This window comes from Geoalkalibacter ferrihydriticus DSM 17813 (genome assembly GCF_000820505.1).
Classification (GTDB): domain Bacteria; phylum Desulfobacterota; class Desulfuromonadia; order Desulfuromonadales; family Geoalkalibacteraceae; genus Geoalkalibacter; species Geoalkalibacter ferrihydriticus.
Map to the genome: position 1 here is coordinate 116,685 of NZ_JWJD01000004.1, position 18,757 is coordinate 135,441.

General features: G+C 55.4%; 16 protein-coding genes. 11 read left to right on the top strand and 5 right to left on the bottom strand.

The window, feature by feature from the left end:
- Positions 1-62: 62 nt before the first annotated feature.
- Entirely contained in the window at positions 63-1,034 is a 972-nt protein-coding gene (locus GFER_RS11590) for a hypothetical protein (protein WP_040099788.1), read from the bottom strand.
- Positions 1,035-1,267: 233 nt separating this feature from the next.
- On the opposite strand from GFER_RS11590, the gene GFER_RS11595 reads away from it, so the two are divergent.
- The 4 genes from GFER_RS11595 to GFER_RS11610 are packed head-to-tail and all read left to right on the top strand — an operon-like array spanning position 1,268 to position 7,636.
- Complete coding sequence (locus GFER_RS11595; RefSeq protein ID WP_052446332.1) at positions 1,268-2,140, top strand: TnsA endonuclease N-terminal domain-containing protein; 873 nt, start codon at positions 1,268-1,270, stop codon at positions 2,138-2,140.
- Positions 2,134-4,311 (top strand): DDE-type integrase/transposase/recombinase, encoded by a 2,178-nt coding sequence (locus GFER_RS11600; RefSeq protein ID WP_040099790.1) that lies wholly within the window; start codon positions 2,134-2,136, stop codon positions 4,309-4,311. The genes GFER_RS11595 and GFER_RS11600 overlap by 7 nt, the downstream gene beginning before the upstream one ends.
- Complete coding sequence (locus tag GFER_RS11605; protein WP_040099792.1) at positions 4,311-5,735, top strand: ATP-binding protein; 1,425 nt, start codon at positions 4,311-4,313, stop codon at positions 5,733-5,735. Before GFER_RS11600 ends, GFER_RS11605 begins: the two co-directional genes overlap by 1 nt.
- Positions 5,732-7,636, top strand: a complete 1,905-nt coding sequence (locus tag GFER_RS11610) for a TnsD family Tn7-like transposition protein (RefSeq protein ID WP_074669433.1) — start codon at positions 5,732-5,734, stop codon at positions 7,634-7,636. Before GFER_RS11605 ends, GFER_RS11610 begins: the two co-directional genes overlap by 4 nt.
- 273 nt (positions 7,637-7,909) lie before the next feature.
- On the opposite strand, the gene GFER_RS11615 is transcribed toward GFER_RS11610, so the two are convergent.
- The 4 genes from GFER_RS11615 to GFER_RS18925 form a co-directional block, all read right to left on the bottom strand.
- The gene (locus tag GFER_RS11615; protein ID WP_040099796.1) at positions 7,910-8,362 is read right to left on the bottom strand and encodes a protein-export chaperone SecB; all 453 of its coding nucleotides are present in this window, start codon (positions 8,360-8,362) and stop codon (positions 7,910-7,912) included.
- 8 nt (positions 8,363-8,370) lie between these two features.
- Complete coding sequence (locus GFER_RS11620) at positions 8,371-8,676, bottom strand: hypothetical protein (RefSeq protein ID WP_040099799.1); 306 nt, start codon at positions 8,674-8,676, stop codon at positions 8,371-8,373.
- Positions 8,677-8,678: 2 nt separating this feature from the next.
- The gene (locus GFER_RS11625; protein WP_040099801.1) at positions 8,679-9,206 is read right to left on the bottom strand and encodes a hypothetical protein; all 528 of its coding nucleotides are present in this window, start codon (positions 9,204-9,206) and stop codon (positions 8,679-8,681) included.
- A gap of 265 nt (positions 9,207-9,471) precedes the next feature.
- The gene (locus tag GFER_RS18925) at positions 9,472-9,642 is read right to left on the bottom strand and encodes a hypothetical protein (RefSeq protein ID WP_153304544.1); all 171 of its coding nucleotides are present in this window, start codon (positions 9,640-9,642) and stop codon (positions 9,472-9,474) included.
- A gap of 932 nt (positions 9,643-10,574) precedes the next feature.
- On the opposite strand from GFER_RS18925, the gene GFER_RS11630 reads away from it, so the two are divergent.
- The 7 genes from GFER_RS11630 to GFER_RS11660 are packed head-to-tail and all read left to right on the top strand — an operon-like array spanning position 10,575 to position 18,741.
- Positions 10,575-11,288 carry a lysophospholipid acyltransferase family protein gene (locus GFER_RS11630; RefSeq protein ID WP_040099804.1) on the top strand — a complete coding sequence of 238 codons (714 nt, stop codon included), beginning with the start codon at positions 10,575-10,577 and terminating at the stop codon, positions 11,286-11,288.
- Positions 11,285-12,967, top strand: coding sequence for a ribonuclease J (locus GFER_RS11635; RefSeq protein WP_040099806.1), 1,683 nt, complete (start codon positions 11,285-11,287; stop codon positions 12,965-12,967). Before GFER_RS11630 ends, GFER_RS11635 begins: the two co-directional genes overlap by 4 nt.
- Positions 12,968-12,980: 13 nt before the next feature.
- Positions 12,981-15,260: a DNA translocase FtsK gene (locus tag GFER_RS11640; RefSeq protein WP_052446334.1), complete on the top strand. Its 2,280-nt coding sequence runs from the start codon at positions 12,981-12,983 to the stop codon at positions 15,258-15,260.
- Positions 15,261-15,271: 11 nt separating this feature from the next.
- A complete protein-coding gene (locus GFER_RS11645; RefSeq protein ID WP_040099808.1) occupies positions 15,272-16,339 on the top strand; it encodes a type IV toxin-antitoxin system AbiEi family antitoxin in 1,068 nt (355 codons plus the stop codon).
- The gene (larB, locus tag GFER_RS11650) at positions 16,336-17,094 is read left to right on the top strand and encodes a nickel pincer cofactor biosynthesis protein LarB (RefSeq protein WP_040099810.1); all 759 of its coding nucleotides are present in this window, start codon (positions 16,336-16,338) and stop codon (positions 17,092-17,094) included. The genes GFER_RS11645 and larB overlap by 4 nt, the downstream gene beginning before the upstream one ends.
- Positions 17,091-18,278 (top strand): nickel pincer cofactor biosynthesis protein LarC, encoded by a 1,188-nt coding sequence (larC, locus tag GFER_RS11655; RefSeq protein ID WP_040099813.1) that lies wholly within the window; start codon positions 17,091-17,093, stop codon positions 18,276-18,278. Before larB ends, larC begins: the two co-directional genes overlap by 4 nt.
- The gene (locus GFER_RS11660) at positions 18,268-18,741 is read left to right on the top strand and encodes a phosphatidylglycerophosphatase A family protein (protein ID WP_040099815.1); all 474 of its coding nucleotides are present in this window, start codon (positions 18,268-18,270) and stop codon (positions 18,739-18,741) included. Before larC ends, GFER_RS11660 begins: the two co-directional genes overlap by 11 nt.
- Positions 18,742-18,757: the final 16 nt, after the last annotated feature.

Below are 18,757 nucleotides of genomic sequence, written 5' to 3' on the forward strand. Positions count from 1 at the left end.
CTCCTACGGTCTCGTCATAGGAATGATCTTTAAAGTCCTTTTTGGATGGCAGGAAAAATATATCATGCATCCTCAGGAAGTGAGGGTTGAGTCAGAGGAAAATAAAGGCTACCAAAATTATCAAGCTTATCCCGCCAGTCTGGTGACGGCCCACTTCTTGGCACTCGAACAAATTCCAAAATATGATCTTCGGTTCTTCCCCTTTCTTTTTCCCAAGGCAGAATCGCAATACCGACAGAATGGCGATCCAGCAAATGCAGGATTTCGGAAAAAATTCTAATGCGTTCACTACCAATATTTGATGGAAAAATGACCCAAATAGCCTTAAAAAAACAGGCATTAAAAAGCAGTCGGCTCAAAAGTGGCTCGATGCGCTGCTTAAAGTTTTCGTTTGACCGGAGGTGAAAGAACATAAACCCAACGTCCTCTGATTTTTTGGTTTCAGGATCCCACCCAAATGCTATTGCATCAACAGACAAAGGGAATTGCATAGGTTTTACTTTTTCAATACTTCTTTTGATTTTATCCACGAACATGCTTGGTTGCGCATAGAGAAGACCACGAAAGGCTGCCTCTTCAAATTCTCCTCTTTCTTTTTTCGCAAGTTGCTGGCCAGAAGCGGCACTCGCGTTCTTGGAAAACACCTGTTTATAGTGTTCTCGCAAGTTCCGGTAAGTTAATTTCCCCCCTGCAACTTCGGCCAACATTTTGACCCCTTCGTTGGGATTCACCTGATGCAGGCGTTTTATCACCTCAAGGCTAGGGAAAGATAAAGTATCTGGATCGACCCCCGCCAAATCCTTAACAGAACCCTTGACTGAATCGAAAAACTCCCTGACAGCCATCATACGATTCACCGTATTCAGGCTGTAGCCACATGCCTTGCAAGCGTCTCTGATTCTTCGGTGCGGGTGTGCATATCCTGCTTTAGAGTAATGTTGCTTGAATTTCTCAAAAGTCGATGCTACCGAGTACCAATTGCCCTTAATTCTGGATAGTTCCGCCAATTCTTGGAGCAGGCTCTGCGGATTCATAATTTATCTCCCAAAGAAACGTCGCACAAGCGTGCGATCTTTATTGACAAAAGGCTTTGCCAGTGCTAAATTTGTAGCACAATAGTGCGACGTGGCATAAAAGTGCGACACACTATAGCAGTTTACAAATACGTCAAAGAGAATGCACGAGAAATTTAGTGCACGGCACTGAGTATCTTGATGATGGGCACCAAAGGAAACTCTCTTTAGAATCCCCTCGCACGGGAGCAGGTATGAAAAAAAGAAGGGGCATATCACCGAACGATGTTAAACGTTGGATCGCCAAGGGTGACGGCCAAGGAACGGGTCGAGAGTATAAGCCGTTTTTTCATGTCCGGGATGTTCCCTCTTGTGGTCGATCATCCATGGTGCTGGGCCTGAAAACCGGTCGAGTCCATCATTATCTCTCCGATCTCGAATACGCCTGCCACATTCTGGCCGAGTATGCGGGGGACATTACCGACATCCGGGAACAGTTCACCCTGCTCCCTTGGGAGGAAACGCAGAGGATTGCTGATGGGCTTGGCATTCGCCATCCTACTTACCCAGGAACAAAAACCCCGACACTCATAACTTCAGACTTGGTGCTGACTTCAGAAAAAGAAGGGCAAAAGAGCTACGGGGTCATCTGCGTCAAGCATTCTTCGGCGACGATCCTACCTCGGGAGGCCAACATGTTCACATCAAAATTCAAGAAGATAGGCCGCCGAGTTCGGCGGGTTATGGAAAAACTCCTCATCGAAAAAACTTACTGGGAGCTCCGAGGCGTTTCTTGGCGCCTGGTTACCGAACAGGACATCCCCATGGTTCGTGTCCGTAATTTGGATTTGCTTCGGGGGAGTATGGTCTCCGAGGAACTCGACAGTGTGAACACACTTATGGGGGACTTCCTAAAGATATTTGATTCAAACTGGACGGCCAACCGTACGTTTCTCCGCATCCTCGACCGAGTCGGCGAAAAAATAGGTCTCTCGCGGGAAGAGTGTTTCACCCTCTTCAGCCGGGCCGTCTGGCTGCGACTCCTTCCCGTTGATCTGGACAAAAAAGTCATCCATCACGATCAGCCACTGCTCAGGATTGCAAACCAAGGAGGCGACAGATGCTAAGCATCAACGATTTCCTCTGTGCAGCGCCAGATACTTCGACGGTCATCGAAGGGGTTTCTCGCCTAGTGGGTGTCGACTCCCAGAATTTCGCATACCTGATCCGTGTAGACGAATCGCCACTTAAGGGGCCGATCCAGATCCCCATGCTCCAATTGCAGGCAGCTATCCAGGCTGGAGAGGTTCTCCTGGATCAGGAAATCACCATCGAACTACCTCCTACCCTGGAGGTGCTGAATTCTGCGGGAATAGAAAAAGTAAAGAAATCAATGGATGTTCTTACCCCGCTTGTCTTGGATGATAATGTCCTCTTCAACCCGGAGTATCGCGCACGGATGTTTGCCCAGCGGGGTGAGGAATGCAAAATTCATCCGCGACAAATTCGCCGTCTCTATTATCGGTACATGTGGGGCGGGCAGACTGAGCTGGCCCTCGCCCCCATGTTTTCTAGGTGTGGAGGGCGCGGCCAAAAGCAAAAGCCGGGTTCAAAGAAGAGGGGCAGGAAACCCCAGGATAGCACAGTGGCCAGTCAGGTCTCCTTGCCAGACGTGCGCGAAAAGCTAGAAAAAGGCGCTAAGAAATTTTACCTGCCGGACGGCCTCACCCTGGAAGAAGCCTTCATCGAGACAAAAAACAAGTATTTCACAAGGGGACTGCATATAGAAAGGGGAGCTCCAGTCACTGCAATTCTTCTCCCGAAAGAACAGTTACCCAGTCTCGCTCAATTTCGCTATGTCTGCGGCTACCTCGGCAAAACTCGGAAAAATGGCCGTAGAATTCGCCAGAAGCTTGTGGAATGGGAATTCAGAGGTCGAAATCGTGACAATGTTCCGGGACCAGGCTATCGGTTCGAAATAGACGCAACAAAATTACAAGTCAGACTGGTCTCGCGGTATGACCGGTCCAAGACACTCAAGGATCCAACTCTCTACGCCATCATCGACGTTTGGTCTGGGGCCATCGTCGGTTATGCACTTTCGTTTCACAACGCTAGCTGGGCACTGGCATCAAAGGCGCTGCAAAACTGTTTTACGGACAAACAGGAGGTATTCGAGCGATTGGGTATGAATTGGTACTCCAGAGAGGATTGGCCCTGCCAGCACCTCCCTCAACGTCTCGCTGCTGACAGAGGCGAACTGGTTAGCAATAAAGCAGGTTTGATCCCGGAAATTGGCCTTAAAGTTGAAATCATGCCACCGATGTGCCCGCAGCTCAAAGGTAAGGTTGAGGCATCAATCAAGGACGTTAAGCATGGACATTCCCATCGGCTGCCCGGTCGTCATCCAAAAAACCGTCAACGCCGTGAGACCGATGGAACCGAAACAGCAGCTTTAACCATCGAGGAAATGGAGAGGGTGATTGTCGAAATCATCATCGGGCTAAACCACGAACCGGCACCCGCCGCTCACATCCCTCCCGAGATGATCGAGGAGGGAGAGACCGATGTAACGCGCATTGGGCTGTACCGGTGGGGAGTAGAACGCTACACTCTCACACGGTCGCTTACCAAAGAAAAAATTTGGGAGAGTCTCCTGATGAAGGGTGAGGCGGCACTCACGCCTAAAGGACTCAATTTCAAGTGTCAGACCTATAGACTTCCTGCGGGCGCTAATGTCATGTCCCGTTGGAGGGCATCCGGAAAAGGAAACCCTCTGGTTCATGTCCGGTATGATGAACATCATGCAGACCAGATCTGGTTCATGGACCAGAAAGAAAAAAAATGGGTCCCGGCATCCAATGTCAGCGAAAACATCAAGCGGCGAAAAGCGGCGTTTTACGAATTGGAAATCAGCCGACAGGAGGTGAAACACCTCCGGCGCCTCGCAAAAGACGAAAACCTTCACCGGGAGAGCGAACGACGCCAACGGATCAATGCAATTATCACCCAGGCTGAGGAGGAAACCAAGGAGGATAGGAAAGGGGTTTCCATTGCAGGCCGCAAAAAAGATCGAATGGAAAACACCCAACTTGAAAGAGCGGCAAGCGAGATGATCGCCTCCGGCGCTACGGCCATGGCACCGGCTCCACAGCCGACACCGGCAGTGGGGGCGCAAAAAGATATCACAGGAGCTGTTTCGCCTGGCCCCCTGCCTGCCCCGTCCGGAGAGACGAAAAATCACCCTGAAAATAAGATTCATCCTGCTGAATTGTCGATTCAGATGTGGGAGGACTGATGAGGGATTGGATCAACGATAGCCCTGAGTATTTCGATTTCCCGATCCCCGAATTCCAAGGGAATCCTCTCGTCGAGGCATTGCGGCCTCCACCGATGGATAAGACGGAGGCAATTTCGCGGCTAAGTCAAAAGCCTCTTTTTAACAGGAGCGAACGCGATCTTCCCTCCTCCATGAGGATGGCTCTGCCCTCACGCTTGCAGAACTTCATGTTCCCAACCCAACAGCACATCGGGTTATTGGATCGGATTTACTGCCAAATCCTGAACGGCTATCGTAGGTATAACCCGGCCACAGTCTTAGGCCAGCAATATCTCCATGGTGAAGGTAACCCCTTTAACGATCCTAATAAGACCCCTTCAAATATTTCCTTCCTGACCGGACTTTCCGGCATGGGCAAATCCAGTCTGATCCGCAGTATTATGCGGGCAATGGGCAAGCCGCTCATCGTGCATTCCAACTACAAAGGTGCTCCATTCCCGGAGTCACAGATCCTCTATCTCATGAGGAATGTGCCCGACCAGTGCAGTGCCAAATCTGTCTGCAAGAAAATCGGCCTCCATGCTGACACCCTGCTTGGCAAGAAACTTTATGCTCAACGATTCACAGACAAGGCATCAAGATCCGAATACGTCTCCGCACTTGAGGCAATTATCAAAAATCACCATGTCGGCGCTCTTGTCATCGACGAATTTCAAAATATCTCCTTGGCAAAATCTGGCGGCAAGGGAGAGGTTCTAGCCCTGATTCACAATCTCCGCGACGAACTCGGAGTTCCCATCATCCTTGTCGGGACCTATAAAGCCGCAGCAATGTTAAGGGAGGAAACCAGCCTCGCGCGCCGTCTCGTTGAGGGCGGTTTTCACGAACTGAAGAGGCCTGCCGACCCAAGCGATATAAATTGGCGTGCCCTCTGCAACATCGTCTGGCGCTATCAGTGGGTGAGAGAACCGCAAGACATCAGCGACAAAATCGTCCAAACCTTATATGGCTTCAGTCAGGGAATCACCGGCATCATGATCAACCTCTTTATTACCGCCCAGACCTACGCGATCGAGGAAGGGCTCGAAACCGTGACCTGTGGTCTGTTGAATGAGATCTATCATGAACGCTTCCGGCCGATACACCACATCATCCACCTTCTCCGGGAAAACAATCCGGCAGTTTTGAGCCAGTATGACGATCTCTACTTTGACGCGATTGCGGAAATGGATGACGATCCATTACAGAACCGCATCAAAGCTCTTCGAGAAGGGATGGCAGACACCAAGGAGGCTCTGTTGGAAAATATTGCCGCCGGGCCGCCCCAGAATGTAGCCAAACCTCGCCAAGGAAGAAAAAACAAGCTGACGACAAAAAGCCTCCACGATGCGATCCGAGGGTCTGCTCAAAACTCTGCCGATATCCTCGGAAAAAGGGCATGAATACGTTTCCTTTCTTCCCTGTGCCAGCCTCGGGCGAGACGGCTTACTCTCTTTTCAGTCGCTCCATCGCGCGCTCAGGTCTTCCCGAAACCTATCTTTTGCAGGAGTTTACCTGCCAACGGCACTCCACAACCCTGCTATCGGCACTTCCGGGCTATCTGTCATCTATTTCGAGGAGAATGCCGCTCGGCCATCCTTGGCGAGACGCGACCCTTATCGTTCGTAAGCATACCTCACTGCCGTATTTCATTTACTTCGACGAGAAGGAAAATCGAGACAGATGGGTGGACAGGCTTGCGGGAATCGACTCTTCCCAGCCGATAACAATGGCGCTGGGGTTGACCAGCTACCCTCGCGGAATGCTTTCTATCCATCCCAGATATTGTCCGACCTGTGTTCAAGTAGACCGCGACAACTATGGTTTTCCCTGGTTCCGACGCGAGCATCTGTTGCCAGGAGTGGCGGTCTGCTGGCGGCATGGTACGGCCTTAGCTCAGGGTTGCAGCCGCTGTGGTCCGTATCCCATAAAAGGCAGAGCCCTGAGCATGGCCGGCAGATGTCTCTGCCAGGAGGGAATAAATCCGCTGCCAGTCCATGCCGACCTACCGGAAGACACCGAACCACTTCTCTGGCTCGCTCGGCAGAGTGCTTGGATGGTGAACTCGCCAGGAAGCCCCTTCGGTGGCATCAGGGCGACCTTGCGGGAGAAAGTCCTGGAGAAAGGTTTCGGGCGAGGTTCCTTGATTGAGCCACGTCGGCTCGCAAAAGCTATTGAGGAGAGATTCGGAAGGCAAACTCTGGAATGGCTGGGAACTCCTGCCTGGGAAGGGGAAAGACCTGCGGCATGGCTCCGGAGACTTCTTTCAGGACAACTCGACGGGAAGAAGCGCAGCCCTGCCCTCCTCTTCCTTATCATCATTGGAACGCTCTACGAATCGTTAGAGGCTTTTGAAAAAACAGCAGAAGATCTATCTCGACCTGAGACAATCGAAGAAGAACTGGTGCTGCCGACCTGGAGCGCAGATCTTTTTCGGCTCCTTCAAACCGGTGAATGCGGCCTACCCGGAATCTCCAAGCAACTTGGGATCTCGACCTATCGGCTCATTGAGAAAATTCGCCAACGTGGCTGGCGCGTTCCTCTTTCCCACCAGACTCGAAAAAAACTGGGAGACGCGAAGATCTCTGCAATCAAGGAAGATTTTATGCAGGGGATGGAGAAAACACAGATCATGCGCCACCACGGTTGCAGCGAATGGGCACTCACTTTGATTGAACTGGATGAACCTGGGCTAAACGCCAGCTTCCGAGGTGCTGCGAAGCTTATAACGCAAGAACGAAACCGCGCTCGGTTGCGCGACCATCTCTCCGCAAACCCGACTGCAACCCGAATCGATATCTTGGAAGGTCTGCCCGGTGTTTATGACTATATGCTTAAACAGGATAAGGAGTGGTTCTACAAACAAATTTCCGAGAAAAAGGCCGCGGCGCCAACTCCCAGGAAAAGCAGAGTCGACTGGGCCCTTCTCGATCAGAATAAGGCGATAGAGATCGCGGGCGTATTTGACGAGATGCTGGCATCGGGCCCAAAACCAGTGCAGGCGACCGCCACTGCAGCCCTGAAAAGGGCCGGCCTTCTACGACAATATAGCAATGATCCTACCAAATTCCCCCTGGTTGCCGGCATCCTTCAAGAGCGTTCCGAATCGCGGCAAAACTTTATCCGGCGCCGCCTAGCCTGGGCGGTGGAGCAAATGGCCAATTCCGGAGACCCCATCTCAATCAACAAGCTTCGCCGAGTCGCCTCCCTTCCGGCAGAAACTATGAGAGATCACAGGCAAGAAGTCATTAACCTAGCGGAGCAGATGAACACCGCTATCGATGGAGGATCATTTTTTGCGTAACGCGAAATGCATCCTCCAAACCACGTTGCCGGAACAGTTTTCAGGCAGTCTCAGTACCGTGACTTTTCAAACATAAAAAGGGCTATTTTCATTTGAGGGTTGAGGTGGCCCTTTCTGCAGGCACCTTCCATTACCCTCTCTCGGCGCGACACCTTTGGCATGGTCTTTGATTATTACTACAAGACAGGAGTTTGGCAGAATTTGACTGGATGGCGATGGGGTAGGTTTCATGCGAAGCGATATGTCCTTGAAAGAAAAAGGAACTAAAAACAACTATTCAGGAGGCTTAAAAGTGGGGACTTCAAGCAGGGGGAGCAACATTGGCTTAAAACCACAACGGGCTGTAAGGGAATATGCATGCTCTCGCAAATAGGGAAATAAGATCAGAGGAGCATTTCTTTGTGCCCAGTGGTCAATATGCTCCACAGGAAACTCACTTTCATCAACTTTGAAATTGCCAACAATTTCAATTCTCATTGAAAAAGGAGCCGAGTTTTCCTTTTCATCTTCTTCGAAGCCGACCTCAAGCTTCAAAGAAACACTGATCTCTTTATCTTCCTCATCATACTCACTATGACCTACCATAAGAGAGAACCTGCCCCCTTCGACACCTTTATCTTCGCTAGGGGGTCCATTCGCTGAAATAAATAATTCTTTGACCAACACACCTTGGACTTGAATGGGATGATATTTAGTCAAAGGAACTCCCTCTTTTTTCTCAGCCATTGACAAACCTAAGCAGCCAATTTGAAGGGGATGTAATTTACATCCTTGTCAGGAGAAGAGAAAATATCATGTTTAATGCTTTTTCTATATCTCTTCTCAGACTTTGATGTTGAATATTTGATTTCGCCAAAAAATAAATTTTCTCCAGGCGCAAAAGTAAACGCTTCGTTTAGGTTGGACAATACAGGTTTTTTTACATGCTTATAAAAATCATAATTAGACTTTTCAAGAATAGCATCAACCTCTGCGTCGGTGGCAGCTTCAAAAAATGTCTCAATTCGATCCTTTAAGTTTTCTGTCCATTTCTTTTCCATCTTTAATACCCTTTATAGTGTAAGTGCATACTCAAAATGTTTTGTGTATTCCTTACGCAAATTAAAACTGGATTATACAGAAACAGCCTTTCTCCAACCTTAAGGTCTTTTTTCCACACAAAGCTGCATTTGACTACATCTGCGCCTTCCAAAAGAGCAACGAAATTAATTGCTACAGCGTCGGTTACGTCCTTTTTCCCTCGTGCTATGAGATTTTCCTTTGCGACCTTTACAGCTTCTGCATGCTCATAGGTATTAAGGTTAAGGCACCTACCCAAATTAATTGTAGCACAAATAACACCAATTTGCGGATCGGCAAGCCCTCTTTCTCTCGCGGCTCTTCTGCCCTCTCGCTCAGCGAAATAAGAGGATGACTCATGGAAGTATACCCCATCACCTAACCAGTGCCGGGGACCTGTGCTAGGGTTAAAACCTTCCTTAAATATCTTGCCAGCAGAAATGAGCGTGGTGCCATGATATGCGTCTGGGACGATTTTTTGAATATATTCAATCGTGGATTTTTTGCTCATGTTCCGGATGAGCCCTCAGCTCCCTAGCAGGGCCTAATCAGAAGAAGATTAGTTTTAGGATAAAATACAAGATACCAAATTTTTCGCAAATAAAAACTTAATCAATATTATTTTTAGTATGGAGTCACAGCCGGCAAAACTCGGCAAATCGGCCTGGACAGTTATTCTGTCCAGAAAGGGTGTGTGCTATCGGTAGTGGATGGTGAAGATAACAGACCTGACAAGCTGATGTCCATAAGAATATAAGGAAACCCACAACCACCAGTCAGGCGTCGCCGCTTCCTTGAGGGGGTTCGCTCTCCAGATTTACGATCATCCCAAACGGTTGCGGATCTCCCTTTTGATGCCAAGTTCCACTTAGATCAAGTGAGAGTTGCGCATTCACAGCGTCTTCTTCCTTGTCTTCGTATTTGAGTCTTATTTCACCAGAAATCATCCCTTCCTCCATTGGATTGCCTGCTGTACATTGGAACGCATTATGTCACGGCTTCAGGGAGATTTAAAGCGGACGCTTTCGGGCGTCCTTTTTCGCACGGGTGCCAGCACAGTTTTCCAGCAATCTCGGGACCGGGACTTTTCAGACAGAAAGGAAGGGCCATTTTCATCCGCGGGATGAGATGGTCTTTTTCGCAGGTCAGGTGGGAGTTTTTTCCTCACCGGCCTCGATCTTTGATCTCCCATTATCGATGAGGTATTTGTAGTGCTGGTTGAGATCAAGAGCTAGCTACGCTCTCGTATCCGTCTCGATTCTTGTAAAGGCTCCATTTGATTTCCACTTGACGTCCTTCCTCTGGTTTTGCTTTTTTCGCGAGAACGGTTACCTGTTACCTAAGGTCGGATTTCCGATCCAGTTCCAAAGCGGCGCTTTCCCCCATTGCGACTCCTCCCTGCTTATAGGCCTGGCACATCCGGACCACAAGTTATCCTTAGCAACCTCCGCGCCAATCATTGGAGGACACCCAGCGGCCAGGGACAAAATGCGAGACCAGTGCCAACCTCCTACAGAGCGCCTATATCTACCGCCGTCTGATCTTGATTGAGAGACAAGCTCTGTTAACAGAAAGGCCCCCTCGGCAAAAATCGCCGAGGGGGCCTTCACTGTTAAAATTTATGATTCAACAACTTGCTAAAAGAAATTGTCACTCGCTCAAACTCGGGAAATGAGTGACAATTTCTTTTAGCAATTAAGCCCTTTGTAACTACCTGAAATTACATAACCACCAGTGACAAAGACTTTTAGCATTTCACAGAATGGGCACGAGTCTAGCGGAATTGCCCTGGGCTGTAAAGGGCCAATCCAAAAAGGTTTGACTGACCGCAACAACTCATTTAGACTAACTTTTTTGCCAATCAACCAAGGCGCAAGACATGCTGCGGACCCTGTTTTTTGTGGCCACTTTCATCCCCTGGACCCTGGCCTTGCTGCTGATCAGCCTGGCGGTGTCCTTCTTCGGGGCGGATGCCGTGCACCACTGGGCCAGAGTCTGGGCGCGCGGCGGTTTGCGCCTGGCGGGGCTGCGCGTGCAATGTCGCGGCCGACTCGAATTGGAGCCCGGGCAGGCGGTGATCTTCATGCCCAATCACCAGAGCAATTTCGACATTCTTGCCCTACTGGCCTGCATTCGGCCACCTTTTCGCTGGCTGGCCAAAAAGGAACTCTTCTCCATTCCCCTGTTCGGCACGGCCATGCGTCGTGCCGGCTGCATCGCCGTGGACCGTGGCGATCATCAACGGGCGGTAGCGAGCATGGATGAGGCGGCGCGGCGCATCCACGGCGGCGAATCGGTGGTCATCTTCCCCGAGGGAACGCGCTCCCCAGACGATCAGTTGCTGCCTTTCAAAAAAGGCGGTTTCATGACCGCCATCAAGGCGCAGGCGCCGATCATCCCGGTGGCCGTGACCGGCAGCGGCCGGGCACACCGCAAACACAGCCGCAAGATTCGTCCCGGCATTATCCGCGTCAACTTTCTGCCCTGCATTGAAACGCATGGGCTGACCACCAATGACCGCGACCAGTTGATGGATGCGGTGCGCCGCGCCCTGAGCGCGAATCTGAGGGAACCTAAGGCGGACACGACATGAGTGAGAGCATAGAATTGCAGCCTGCCGAGGTACGAATTACCGCCTTGGGCGGGCTGGGCGAAATCGGTCTCAACATGATGGTCCTCGAAAGCGGCACGGACCTGCTGCTCATTGATTGCGGCCTGATGTTTCCCGAGGCCTACATGCTGGGCATCGATCTGGTCCTGCCCGATATCAGCGCCATCCGCCACCGGGTCAAAGACATCCGCGCCCTGGTGCTGACCCATGGCCATGAAGATCACATCGGCGCCATCCCCTATCTGCTTCCGGAGTTAGGCTTTCCACCGATCTACGGCACCGGTCTCACTCTGGGCCTGCTGCGCAACAAGCTCGAAGAACACGATCTGCTCGATCGCGTCGAGCTGCGCCGGGTGAGTTTACCCGAAGAAGTTTCCCTGGGCCCCTTTGCAGTGGAGTTCTTCCGCGTCACGCATTCCATCGTCGACGGCGCAGGCTTGGCGATCCGCACCCCGGCGGGCCTGATCGTGCATACCGGCGACTTCAAATTCGACAACACCCCGGTGGACGGCAACCGCACCGACATGGCGCGCCTGGCCGGCTACGGCGATCAGGGGGTGCTGCTGCTGCTTTCCGACTCAACCAACGTCGAGCGCCCGGGCATGACGCTCTCGGAGCGGGTCGTAGGCGACGCCCTGGCCGAGATTCTGCCGCGCTGTCCCCATCTGGTGATGGTTTCGACCTTTTCCTCCAATATCCATCGCGTGCAACAGGCGGTGGACGCGGCCGTTGCCTGCGGCCGCAAGGTGCTGCTGAACGGTCGCAGCATGGTTGCCAACTGCACCGTGGCACGGCAATTAGGCTATCTGCGCATCCCCGACGCGACCCTTATCGACCTGCGCGACCTGCGCGATCTGCCGCGGCAGGAGGTCATGGTGATCACCACCGGCAGCCAGGCCGAGCCTCTTTCGGCGCTGATGCGCATCGCCATGGCCGACCACAAGCAACTTGAGCTGGAACCGGGCGACACGGTGATCCTTTCCTCCAAATTCATCCCCGGCAACGAGAAGGCCATCAGCAACCTCATCAATCACCTCTACCGACGTGGCGCAGAGGTCTATTACGAGACCACCAGCGAAATCCATGTCTCGGGGCATGCCGGGCAGGAGGAACTCAAGCTTATGCTGGCGCTGACCCGGCCGCGCTATTTCGTACCGATTCACGGCGAGTACCGCCATCTGGTGCGCCATGCGCAACTGGCGCGTACCATGGGGGTGGCCGCCGATTACGTCCGGGTGCTGGAGAACGGCCAACCGCTGGTGGTGGGGCCCAACGGCCTGCGCCGGGAGGCGCGGGTGGACAGCGGCCGGGTGCTGGTCGACGGCAAAGGGGTGGGGGACGTGGGCGCCATGGAACTGCGGGATCGCCGCCATCTGGCCAATCACGGCCTGGTTATGGCGATTCTCGGCGTCAATCAGAAAAGCGGCGAAATCGTCTATGGGCCAGAAATCTTTACCCGCGGCTTCATCCCTGAAGAAAACAGCGCCGCCTATCTGGAGGAGATGCGCGCAGTGATTCTGCAGGTATTCCAGGAACACAGCCTCGAAGCCGTCACCGAATGGGAAGAGCTGCGGGTCGAAGTTCGCAAGGCTCTGCGCCGCCTCTTTAATCGCACCATAAAACGCCGGCCGCTCATCGTGCCGGTGATCATGGAACTTTAAGCAGAATTCAACTATGTCCAAAGATGAGAAGAAATCCCTGGCCGGTGTTCTGAAAAAGGAAATCTCCGGCCTCCTGTGGTTGGCGGCGGGACTGTTCGTGCTGCTGTGTCTGGTCTCCTACAACAGCGGTGACCCGTCCTTCAACAACAATCTGCACCCGGAAAAAATTCACAATTTCGGCGGTGTGGTCGGCGCCCATGTGGCCGACCTGCTTTATCAGGCCGTCGGCCTGCCCGCTTTGCTCATCCCACTGATCTGCTTTCTGACGGCTTGGCGCCTGCTGAAAATGCGCGAGGTCAGATTCCGGCTCTACAAATCCCTGGCCTTTGTGGCCCTGCTGCTCTCCTTGGGAGGCATGCTGGCCCTGGGTCTCGATCAGGTCATGCTGTTCGGCCAGACCATCAACGAGGCCGGGGGCGGCGCCGGGCGCATCCTGGTCGACACCCTCTCGCTGTGGCTCAATGTGACCGGGGCGGCCATTGTGCTTTCCGTCTTTTTTCTCGTCTCGCTGATTCTTGCAACGCGCTTTTCCATGGTGCTGTTTCTCTCCGGTCGCCTGGATCTCCTTGGCCGCAGCCTCGAAGAACGCCGCTCCCGGCGGGATGCACAAAAAGCCCGGAAAGCCAGGGAAAAAGGCGAGCGCCAGGAAAAGGGCCCGCTGATTCAGGCGCCCGTGACGCCCGCCCCGGTGGCGCGCGTCAATCCGAAAAAAAAGAAAAAACAGGAGGAGCAGGAACGCCAGGTCGCCTTTGAATTTCTTGAACCCTCCGGCACCTACCACCGCCCGCCTCTGTCGTTACTCGACCATGAAGGCGGCCCCGCGCCGCCCGTCGATCGCGAGTCGCTGATGGCCAACGCCCGGCTGCTGGAAAACAAGCTCAGGGATTTTGGTGTTCAGGGCGAGGTGGTCGAAGTCAAGCCGGGGCCAGTGGTGACCATGTACGAGTTCGCTCCTGCAGCCGGGGTCAAGGTCAACAAGATCGCCGGCCTCTCCGATGATCTGTCCATGGCCTTGCGCGCCCTCTCCATCCGCATCGTCGCACCCATTCCCGGGCGCGGCGTGGTCGGCATCGAGATTCCCAACCGCGAGCGCGCAACCGTGTGGCTCAAGGACATCATCGAGACCGATGTCTTTCAGCGCGCCGGGGGGCGGCTGCCCATGGCGCTGGGGCAGGATATTTTCGGCGGCACGGTGGTCGCCGATCTGGCCAAAATGCCGCATCTGCTGGTCGCCGGTTCCACCGGCAGCGGCAAGTCGGTGTCCATCAACACCATGATCCTCTCCCTGCTCTACCGCGCCACCCCCGAGGACGTGCGCATCATCATGGTCGACCCCAAGATGCTCGAACTCTCCATTTACGAGGGCATCCCCCACCTGCTGCTGCCGGTGGTGACCAACCCCAAAAAAGCCGCCCTGGCCCTCAATTGGGCGGTGCGCGAGATGGAGCGGCGCTACCGCCTGATGGCAGACAAAGGGGTGCGCAACATCGACGGCTACAACAAGAAGCTGGCGCGCGAGGAAAAGGACAAGGCCGAGCAGAAAGCCCAGGGGGTGATGGTGGTGGAGAGCACCGATCTCATGGAGGACGAGCTGCCGGAGATCCAACCCATTGCCGGGGAGGAACTCGAACACGGGCATCTGCCCTTCATCGTGGTCATCGTCGATGAGCTAGCCGACCTGATGATGGTTGCCGGACGCGAGATCGAAGAATCCATCGCGCGTCTGGCACAAATGGCGCGCGCCGCCGGCATCCATCTGATTCTCGCCACCCAGCGCCCCTCCGTCGACGTCATCACCGGGCTGATCAAGGCCAACTTTCCCACGCGCATTTCCTTCAAGGTCTTCTCGCGCATCGATTCGCGCACCATTCTCGACTCCATGGGCGCCGAAACCCTTCTCGGCATGGGTGACATGCTCTACCTGCCGCCCGGCACCGGCGCTCTGCAGCGTGTGCATGGGGCGTTTGTCAGCGAACTGGAAGTGCAGCGGGTGGTCGATTTCCTCAAGAAACAGGGGGAGCCGGAGTACGACAAGTCGATTCTTGAAGCGCCGCCCAGCGCCGAAGGCGGCGGCGAGGACGACGATGATGAACTGGACGAAAAGTGGGATGAAGCCCTGGCGCTGGTCACCGATTCCCGCCAGGCGTCCATTTCCATGCTGCAACGCCGCCTGCGGGTCGGCTACAATCGCGCCGCGCGCATGATCGAGAAGATGGAGCAGGAAGGGATTATCGGTCCCTCCGACGGCACCAGCCGCCCCCGTGAAGTATTCATCAACCGCATCGATCCCTGAGACGAGCGTTCATGGCCAACCAGAAAAACAATGAACAGAGCATCATCGAACTATGTCTGGCCTCGCTCCATGCCCTGCCCGGCTGTCGTTTTGAATTTTCTCCGGCCGCGGCGGGCAGCGATCATGCCGGCCACCTGGAGCTCTCGGGCCCCTGGGGCGCCTGCCGCTACCAGGCACAGGTGGTGACCCGCCTTACCCCGCTGGCCGCACAACTGGCGATACACCAGGCCCAGGCGACAAGGGACTTCCCCTTGCTACTGCTCGCAGACTTTGTTTCCGAGCGCCTGGCCGGACAACTGAGAAGCCACGGCATCGCCTATCTGGATACGGTGGGCAATGCATCGCTGCATGAAGGCGGTTTGCTGGTCGAGGTCAGCGGACGCAAACGCAAGGCCCGCCCGCCACGCACCAGCCGCGGCTTTCAGCCTTCGGGCCTGCGTCTGATCCATCTGCTGCTGCGCAAGCCTGAAGCCCTCAACTGGAACTACCGGCGCCTGGCCAAGGAGGCCGGGTTGGCTCTGGGCGCGGTGGGGCCGGTTCTCAAGGAACTCGAAGAACGCGGCTTCAGTGTCGACGACGCCGGCGGCAAGCGCCGTCTGCGCAATCGGCTCGACCTGTTCCGCCGCTGGGAGATCGGCTACCTGGAGCGGCTGCGCCCGAAACTGCTGGTGGAGCATTGCCGCCCCGCCGCCGACATCGGCTTGGGTGCCCTGACGGATCTGATTCGCCGGCAAAATCTTCAAGGCCAGATTCAGATCGGCGGCGAACTCGGAGCCGCCCTGGTTCTTGAAGGGGTCAAGCCCCAGCAGGCGGTGTTGCATCTCAACGGCGACCCACTGGCCATTATGCTGCGCCTGCGCCTGGTCCCTGATCCCGATGGCGAAGTCATTCTGCTTAAGGCCCTGGGTACGCGCAGCGACGGCGAACGTCTGGCCCTGGCGGATCCGCTGCTGCTGCATGCCGAACTCATGGGGATCGGCAGCACGCGCGAAGAACTGGCCGAGCAGCTGTTCGAACGCTATCTGTCGCGTCACTTTCAGTCTCCCACCCTGGGCGGATCCGCGGAAAGGTCGAAATGAACGCCACCGAACTCCGAGAGTTATTGACGACTCTACAGCAAGGACAGACCAGCGTTTCCGAGGCTCTGGAACGGCTGCAACGATTGCCCTTTGAGGACATCGGCGTGGCCATGATCGATCATCACCGCGAATTGCGCCAAGGCGCTCCCGAGGTCATTTTCGGCGAGGGCAAGAGCGCCGCGCAATTGCAGGCCATCGTCGCCCGCATGCAGCAGCGCGGCGGCAACATCCTCGCCACCCGCCTCGACCTGGACAAGGGCCGGGCGCTGCTCTCCGATTTTCCCGAAGGACAATTCGATCCCGAGGCACGGACCTTTGCGCTGATCCAGAAACCCGTGAACCAAATCGGGCGTGGCACCATCGCGGTGGTCTCGGCCGGCACCTCGGATCTGCCGGTGGCGCGCGAGGCAGCGGTCACCGCGCGTCTGCTCGGCCATCAGGTGGAAGAGCTGGTGGATGTCGGCGTTGCCGGTCTGCACCGCCTCTTCGCCCGCGCCGACGTGTTGCGGCGCGCCGCGGTGATCATCGTCGTGGCCGGCATGGAAGGCGCACTGCCTTCGGTGGTCGGCGGGCTGGTCGCCGCACCGGTCATCGCCGTGCCCACCTCGGTGGGTTACGGCGCGGCTTTCGGCGGGGTCGCCGCCCTGCTCGGCATGCTCAACTCCTGCGCCGGCGGCGTCACCGTGGTCAACATCGACAACGGCTTCGGCGCAGCCTATGCCGCGCATCGCATCAACCAGGGCGAGACACCATGAGAACCCTCTACCTTGATCCTTTTTCCGGCATCTCCGGCGACATGTTTCTCGGGCTGCTGGTCGATCTCGGGGTGCCCGTCGCGGATCTGGAAACGGCGCTAACGATGCTGCCCGTCACTGGCTGGCGGCTGCAAGCCGCTGTGGAACGCCGCCAGGGCATCGCCGGCACACGGCTACGGGTCGAGTGCGAGGAAACTCACCATCACCGCACGTGGCGCGACATCGACGCGATGCTCGCGCAAAGCTCACTGGCGGGGCCGGTGCGCGAATCGGCACGGCGTATTTTCCGCCGCATCGGCGTCGCCGAAGCCAAGGTGCACGGCATCGCCCTGGACGAGGTCCACTTTCATGAGGTCGGCGCCCTCGACTCCATCGTCGATATCGTCGCCGCCGCCGCCGGCTTGGCCGTGCTAAGTGTCGACCAAGTCATCTGCGCCCCCCTGCCCCTGAGTCGCGGCTTCGTGAGGTGTGCCCACGGCAACTTCCCCCTGCCCGCGCCGGCCACCGTGGAAATTCTGCATGGAGTTCCGGTTGTGGACGGCAATTCAGAGTTCGAACTGGTCACCCCGACGGGGGCCGCGATTGCCGCCGAGATTGCGACCTTCGGCCCCCTGCCGGCCATGCACGTCGCACGCAGCGGCTATGGAGTTGGTGGCCGCCATCTTGCAGATCGCCCCAATCTGCTGCGTGGCATCCTCGGTGACACCTCAGTGCCGAGCGACACCGACCAGGTCGAGGTGCTGGAAACCCACATCGACGACAGCAACCCCGAATGGCTCGGGGCGCTAATGGAGGATCTGCTCGCCGCCGGCGCTCTGGATGTAGCCTACGTCCCTTTGCAGATGAAAAAAAACCGCCCCGGCGTCGGCGTCACGGTGATCGCTCCCCAGGGGCGCGGCGCTGAACTGGCAGGGCATCTGCTGCGTGAGAGCAGCGCCATCGGCGTACGGAAGCAGACGGTTGAGCGCCTCAAGCTCGAGCGCGAAACCGCCACCCTGGCAACCGAACTTGGTGCGGTCGAGGTCAAATTACTGCGCCAAGCCGGGCGCCTGCTGCGCATCGCTCCCGAATACGAGGGCTGCCGGCGTCTCGCCCGGGCCGCCGGCCGCCCCCTGCCCGAAGTTTACCGTCTGGTGGAACGCGCAGCGCAGGAGATGGCGTCAAGGATGCAGGATGAGGAATGAAGGCGTAAATAAACAAAAACTTGTCCTGCTGCTGTCGAGCAACGCAGGGCTCGGCTATTTTCCCTGGGCACCCGGCACCATCGGCACCCTGGCCGGGATTCCCGCCTTCTGGCTGCTGGCGCGGCTCTCCGTGCCGCTTTATCTACTGAGCTGGACGGTGCTGTTGGTCCTGGCTTTCTGGGCCGCCGCGGAGGCGGGGCGCATCTACGGGGTGGTCGATGATGGACGCATTGTCATCGACGAGCTGGTGGGTTATCTTGTCACGGTGGCCTTTGTGCCCTTTTCCTGGACAACGGCGCTGCTGGGCTTTGTGTTTTTCCGTTTTTTCGATATTGTCAAGCTCTGGCCTGCCAGTTGGTTCGACCGCCGCATGAAAAACGGCGTCGGGGTGGTTCTCGACGACGTCGTCGCAGGCATCTACGGAGCCGTCGCTCTGCATCTGTGCCTGGCGTTTCTGGGGTAAATTTTATTGCATCGGA

Excerpts from the sequence above, each read along its gene's own strand:
- GFER_RS11600 (WP_040099790.1), top strand. The coding sequence starts at position 2,134 with ATGCTAAGCATCAACGATTTCCTCTGTGCAGCGCCAGATACTTCGACG.
- GFER_RS11635 (WP_040099806.1), top strand. The coding sequence starts at position 11,285 with ATGAGTGAGAGCATAGAATTGCAGCCTGCCGAGGTACGAATTACCGCC.
- GFER_RS11590 (WP_040099788.1), bottom strand. The coding sequence starts at position 1,034 with ATGAATCCGCAGAGCCTGCTCCAAGAATTGGCGGAACTATCCAGAATT.
- GFER_RS11615 (WP_040099796.1), bottom strand. The coding sequence starts at position 8,362 with ATGGCTGAGAAAAAAGAGGGAGTTCCTTTGACTAAATATCATCCCATT.
- GFER_RS11595 (WP_052446332.1), top strand. The coding sequence starts at position 1,268 with ATGAAAAAAAGAAGGGGCATATCACCGAACGATGTTAAACGTTGGATC.
- GFER_RS11645 (WP_040099808.1), top strand. The coding sequence starts at position 15,272 with ATGGCCAACCAGAAAAACAATGAACAGAGCATCATCGAACTATGTCTG.
- larC (WP_040099813.1), top strand. The coding sequence starts at position 17,091 with ATGAGAACCCTCTACCTTGATCCTTTTTCCGGCATCTCCGGCGACATG.
- GFER_RS11640 (WP_052446334.1), top strand. The coding sequence starts at position 12,981 with ATGTCCAAAGATGAGAAGAAATCCCTGGCCGGTGTTCTGAAAAAGGAA.
- GFER_RS11625 (WP_040099801.1), bottom strand. The coding sequence starts at position 9,206 with ATGAGCAAAAAATCCACGATTGAATATATTCAAAAAATCGTCCCAGAC.
- GFER_RS11605 (WP_040099792.1), top strand. The coding sequence starts at position 4,311 with ATGAGGGATTGGATCAACGATAGCCCTGAGTATTTCGATTTCCCGATC.
- GFER_RS11610 (WP_074669433.1), top strand. The coding sequence starts at position 5,732 with ATGAATACGTTTCCTTTCTTCCCTGTGCCAGCCTCGGGCGAGACGGCT.
- GFER_RS11630 (WP_040099804.1), top strand. The coding sequence starts at position 10,575 with ATGCTGCGGACCCTGTTTTTTGTGGCCACTTTCATCCCCTGGACCCTG.
- GFER_RS11660 (WP_040099815.1), top strand. The coding sequence starts at position 18,268 with ATGAGGAATGAAGGCGTAAATAAACAAAAACTTGTCCTGCTGCTGTCG.
- GFER_RS11620 (WP_040099799.1), bottom strand. The coding sequence starts at position 8,676 with ATGGAAAAGAAATGGACAGAAAACTTAAAGGATCGAATTGAGACATTT.
- GFER_RS18925 (WP_153304544.1), bottom strand. The coding sequence starts at position 9,642 with ATGATTTCTGGTGAAATAAGACTCAAATACGAAGACAAGGAAGAAGAC.
- larB (WP_040099810.1), top strand. The coding sequence starts at position 16,336 with ATGAACGCCACCGAACTCCGAGAGTTATTGACGACTCTACAGCAAGGA.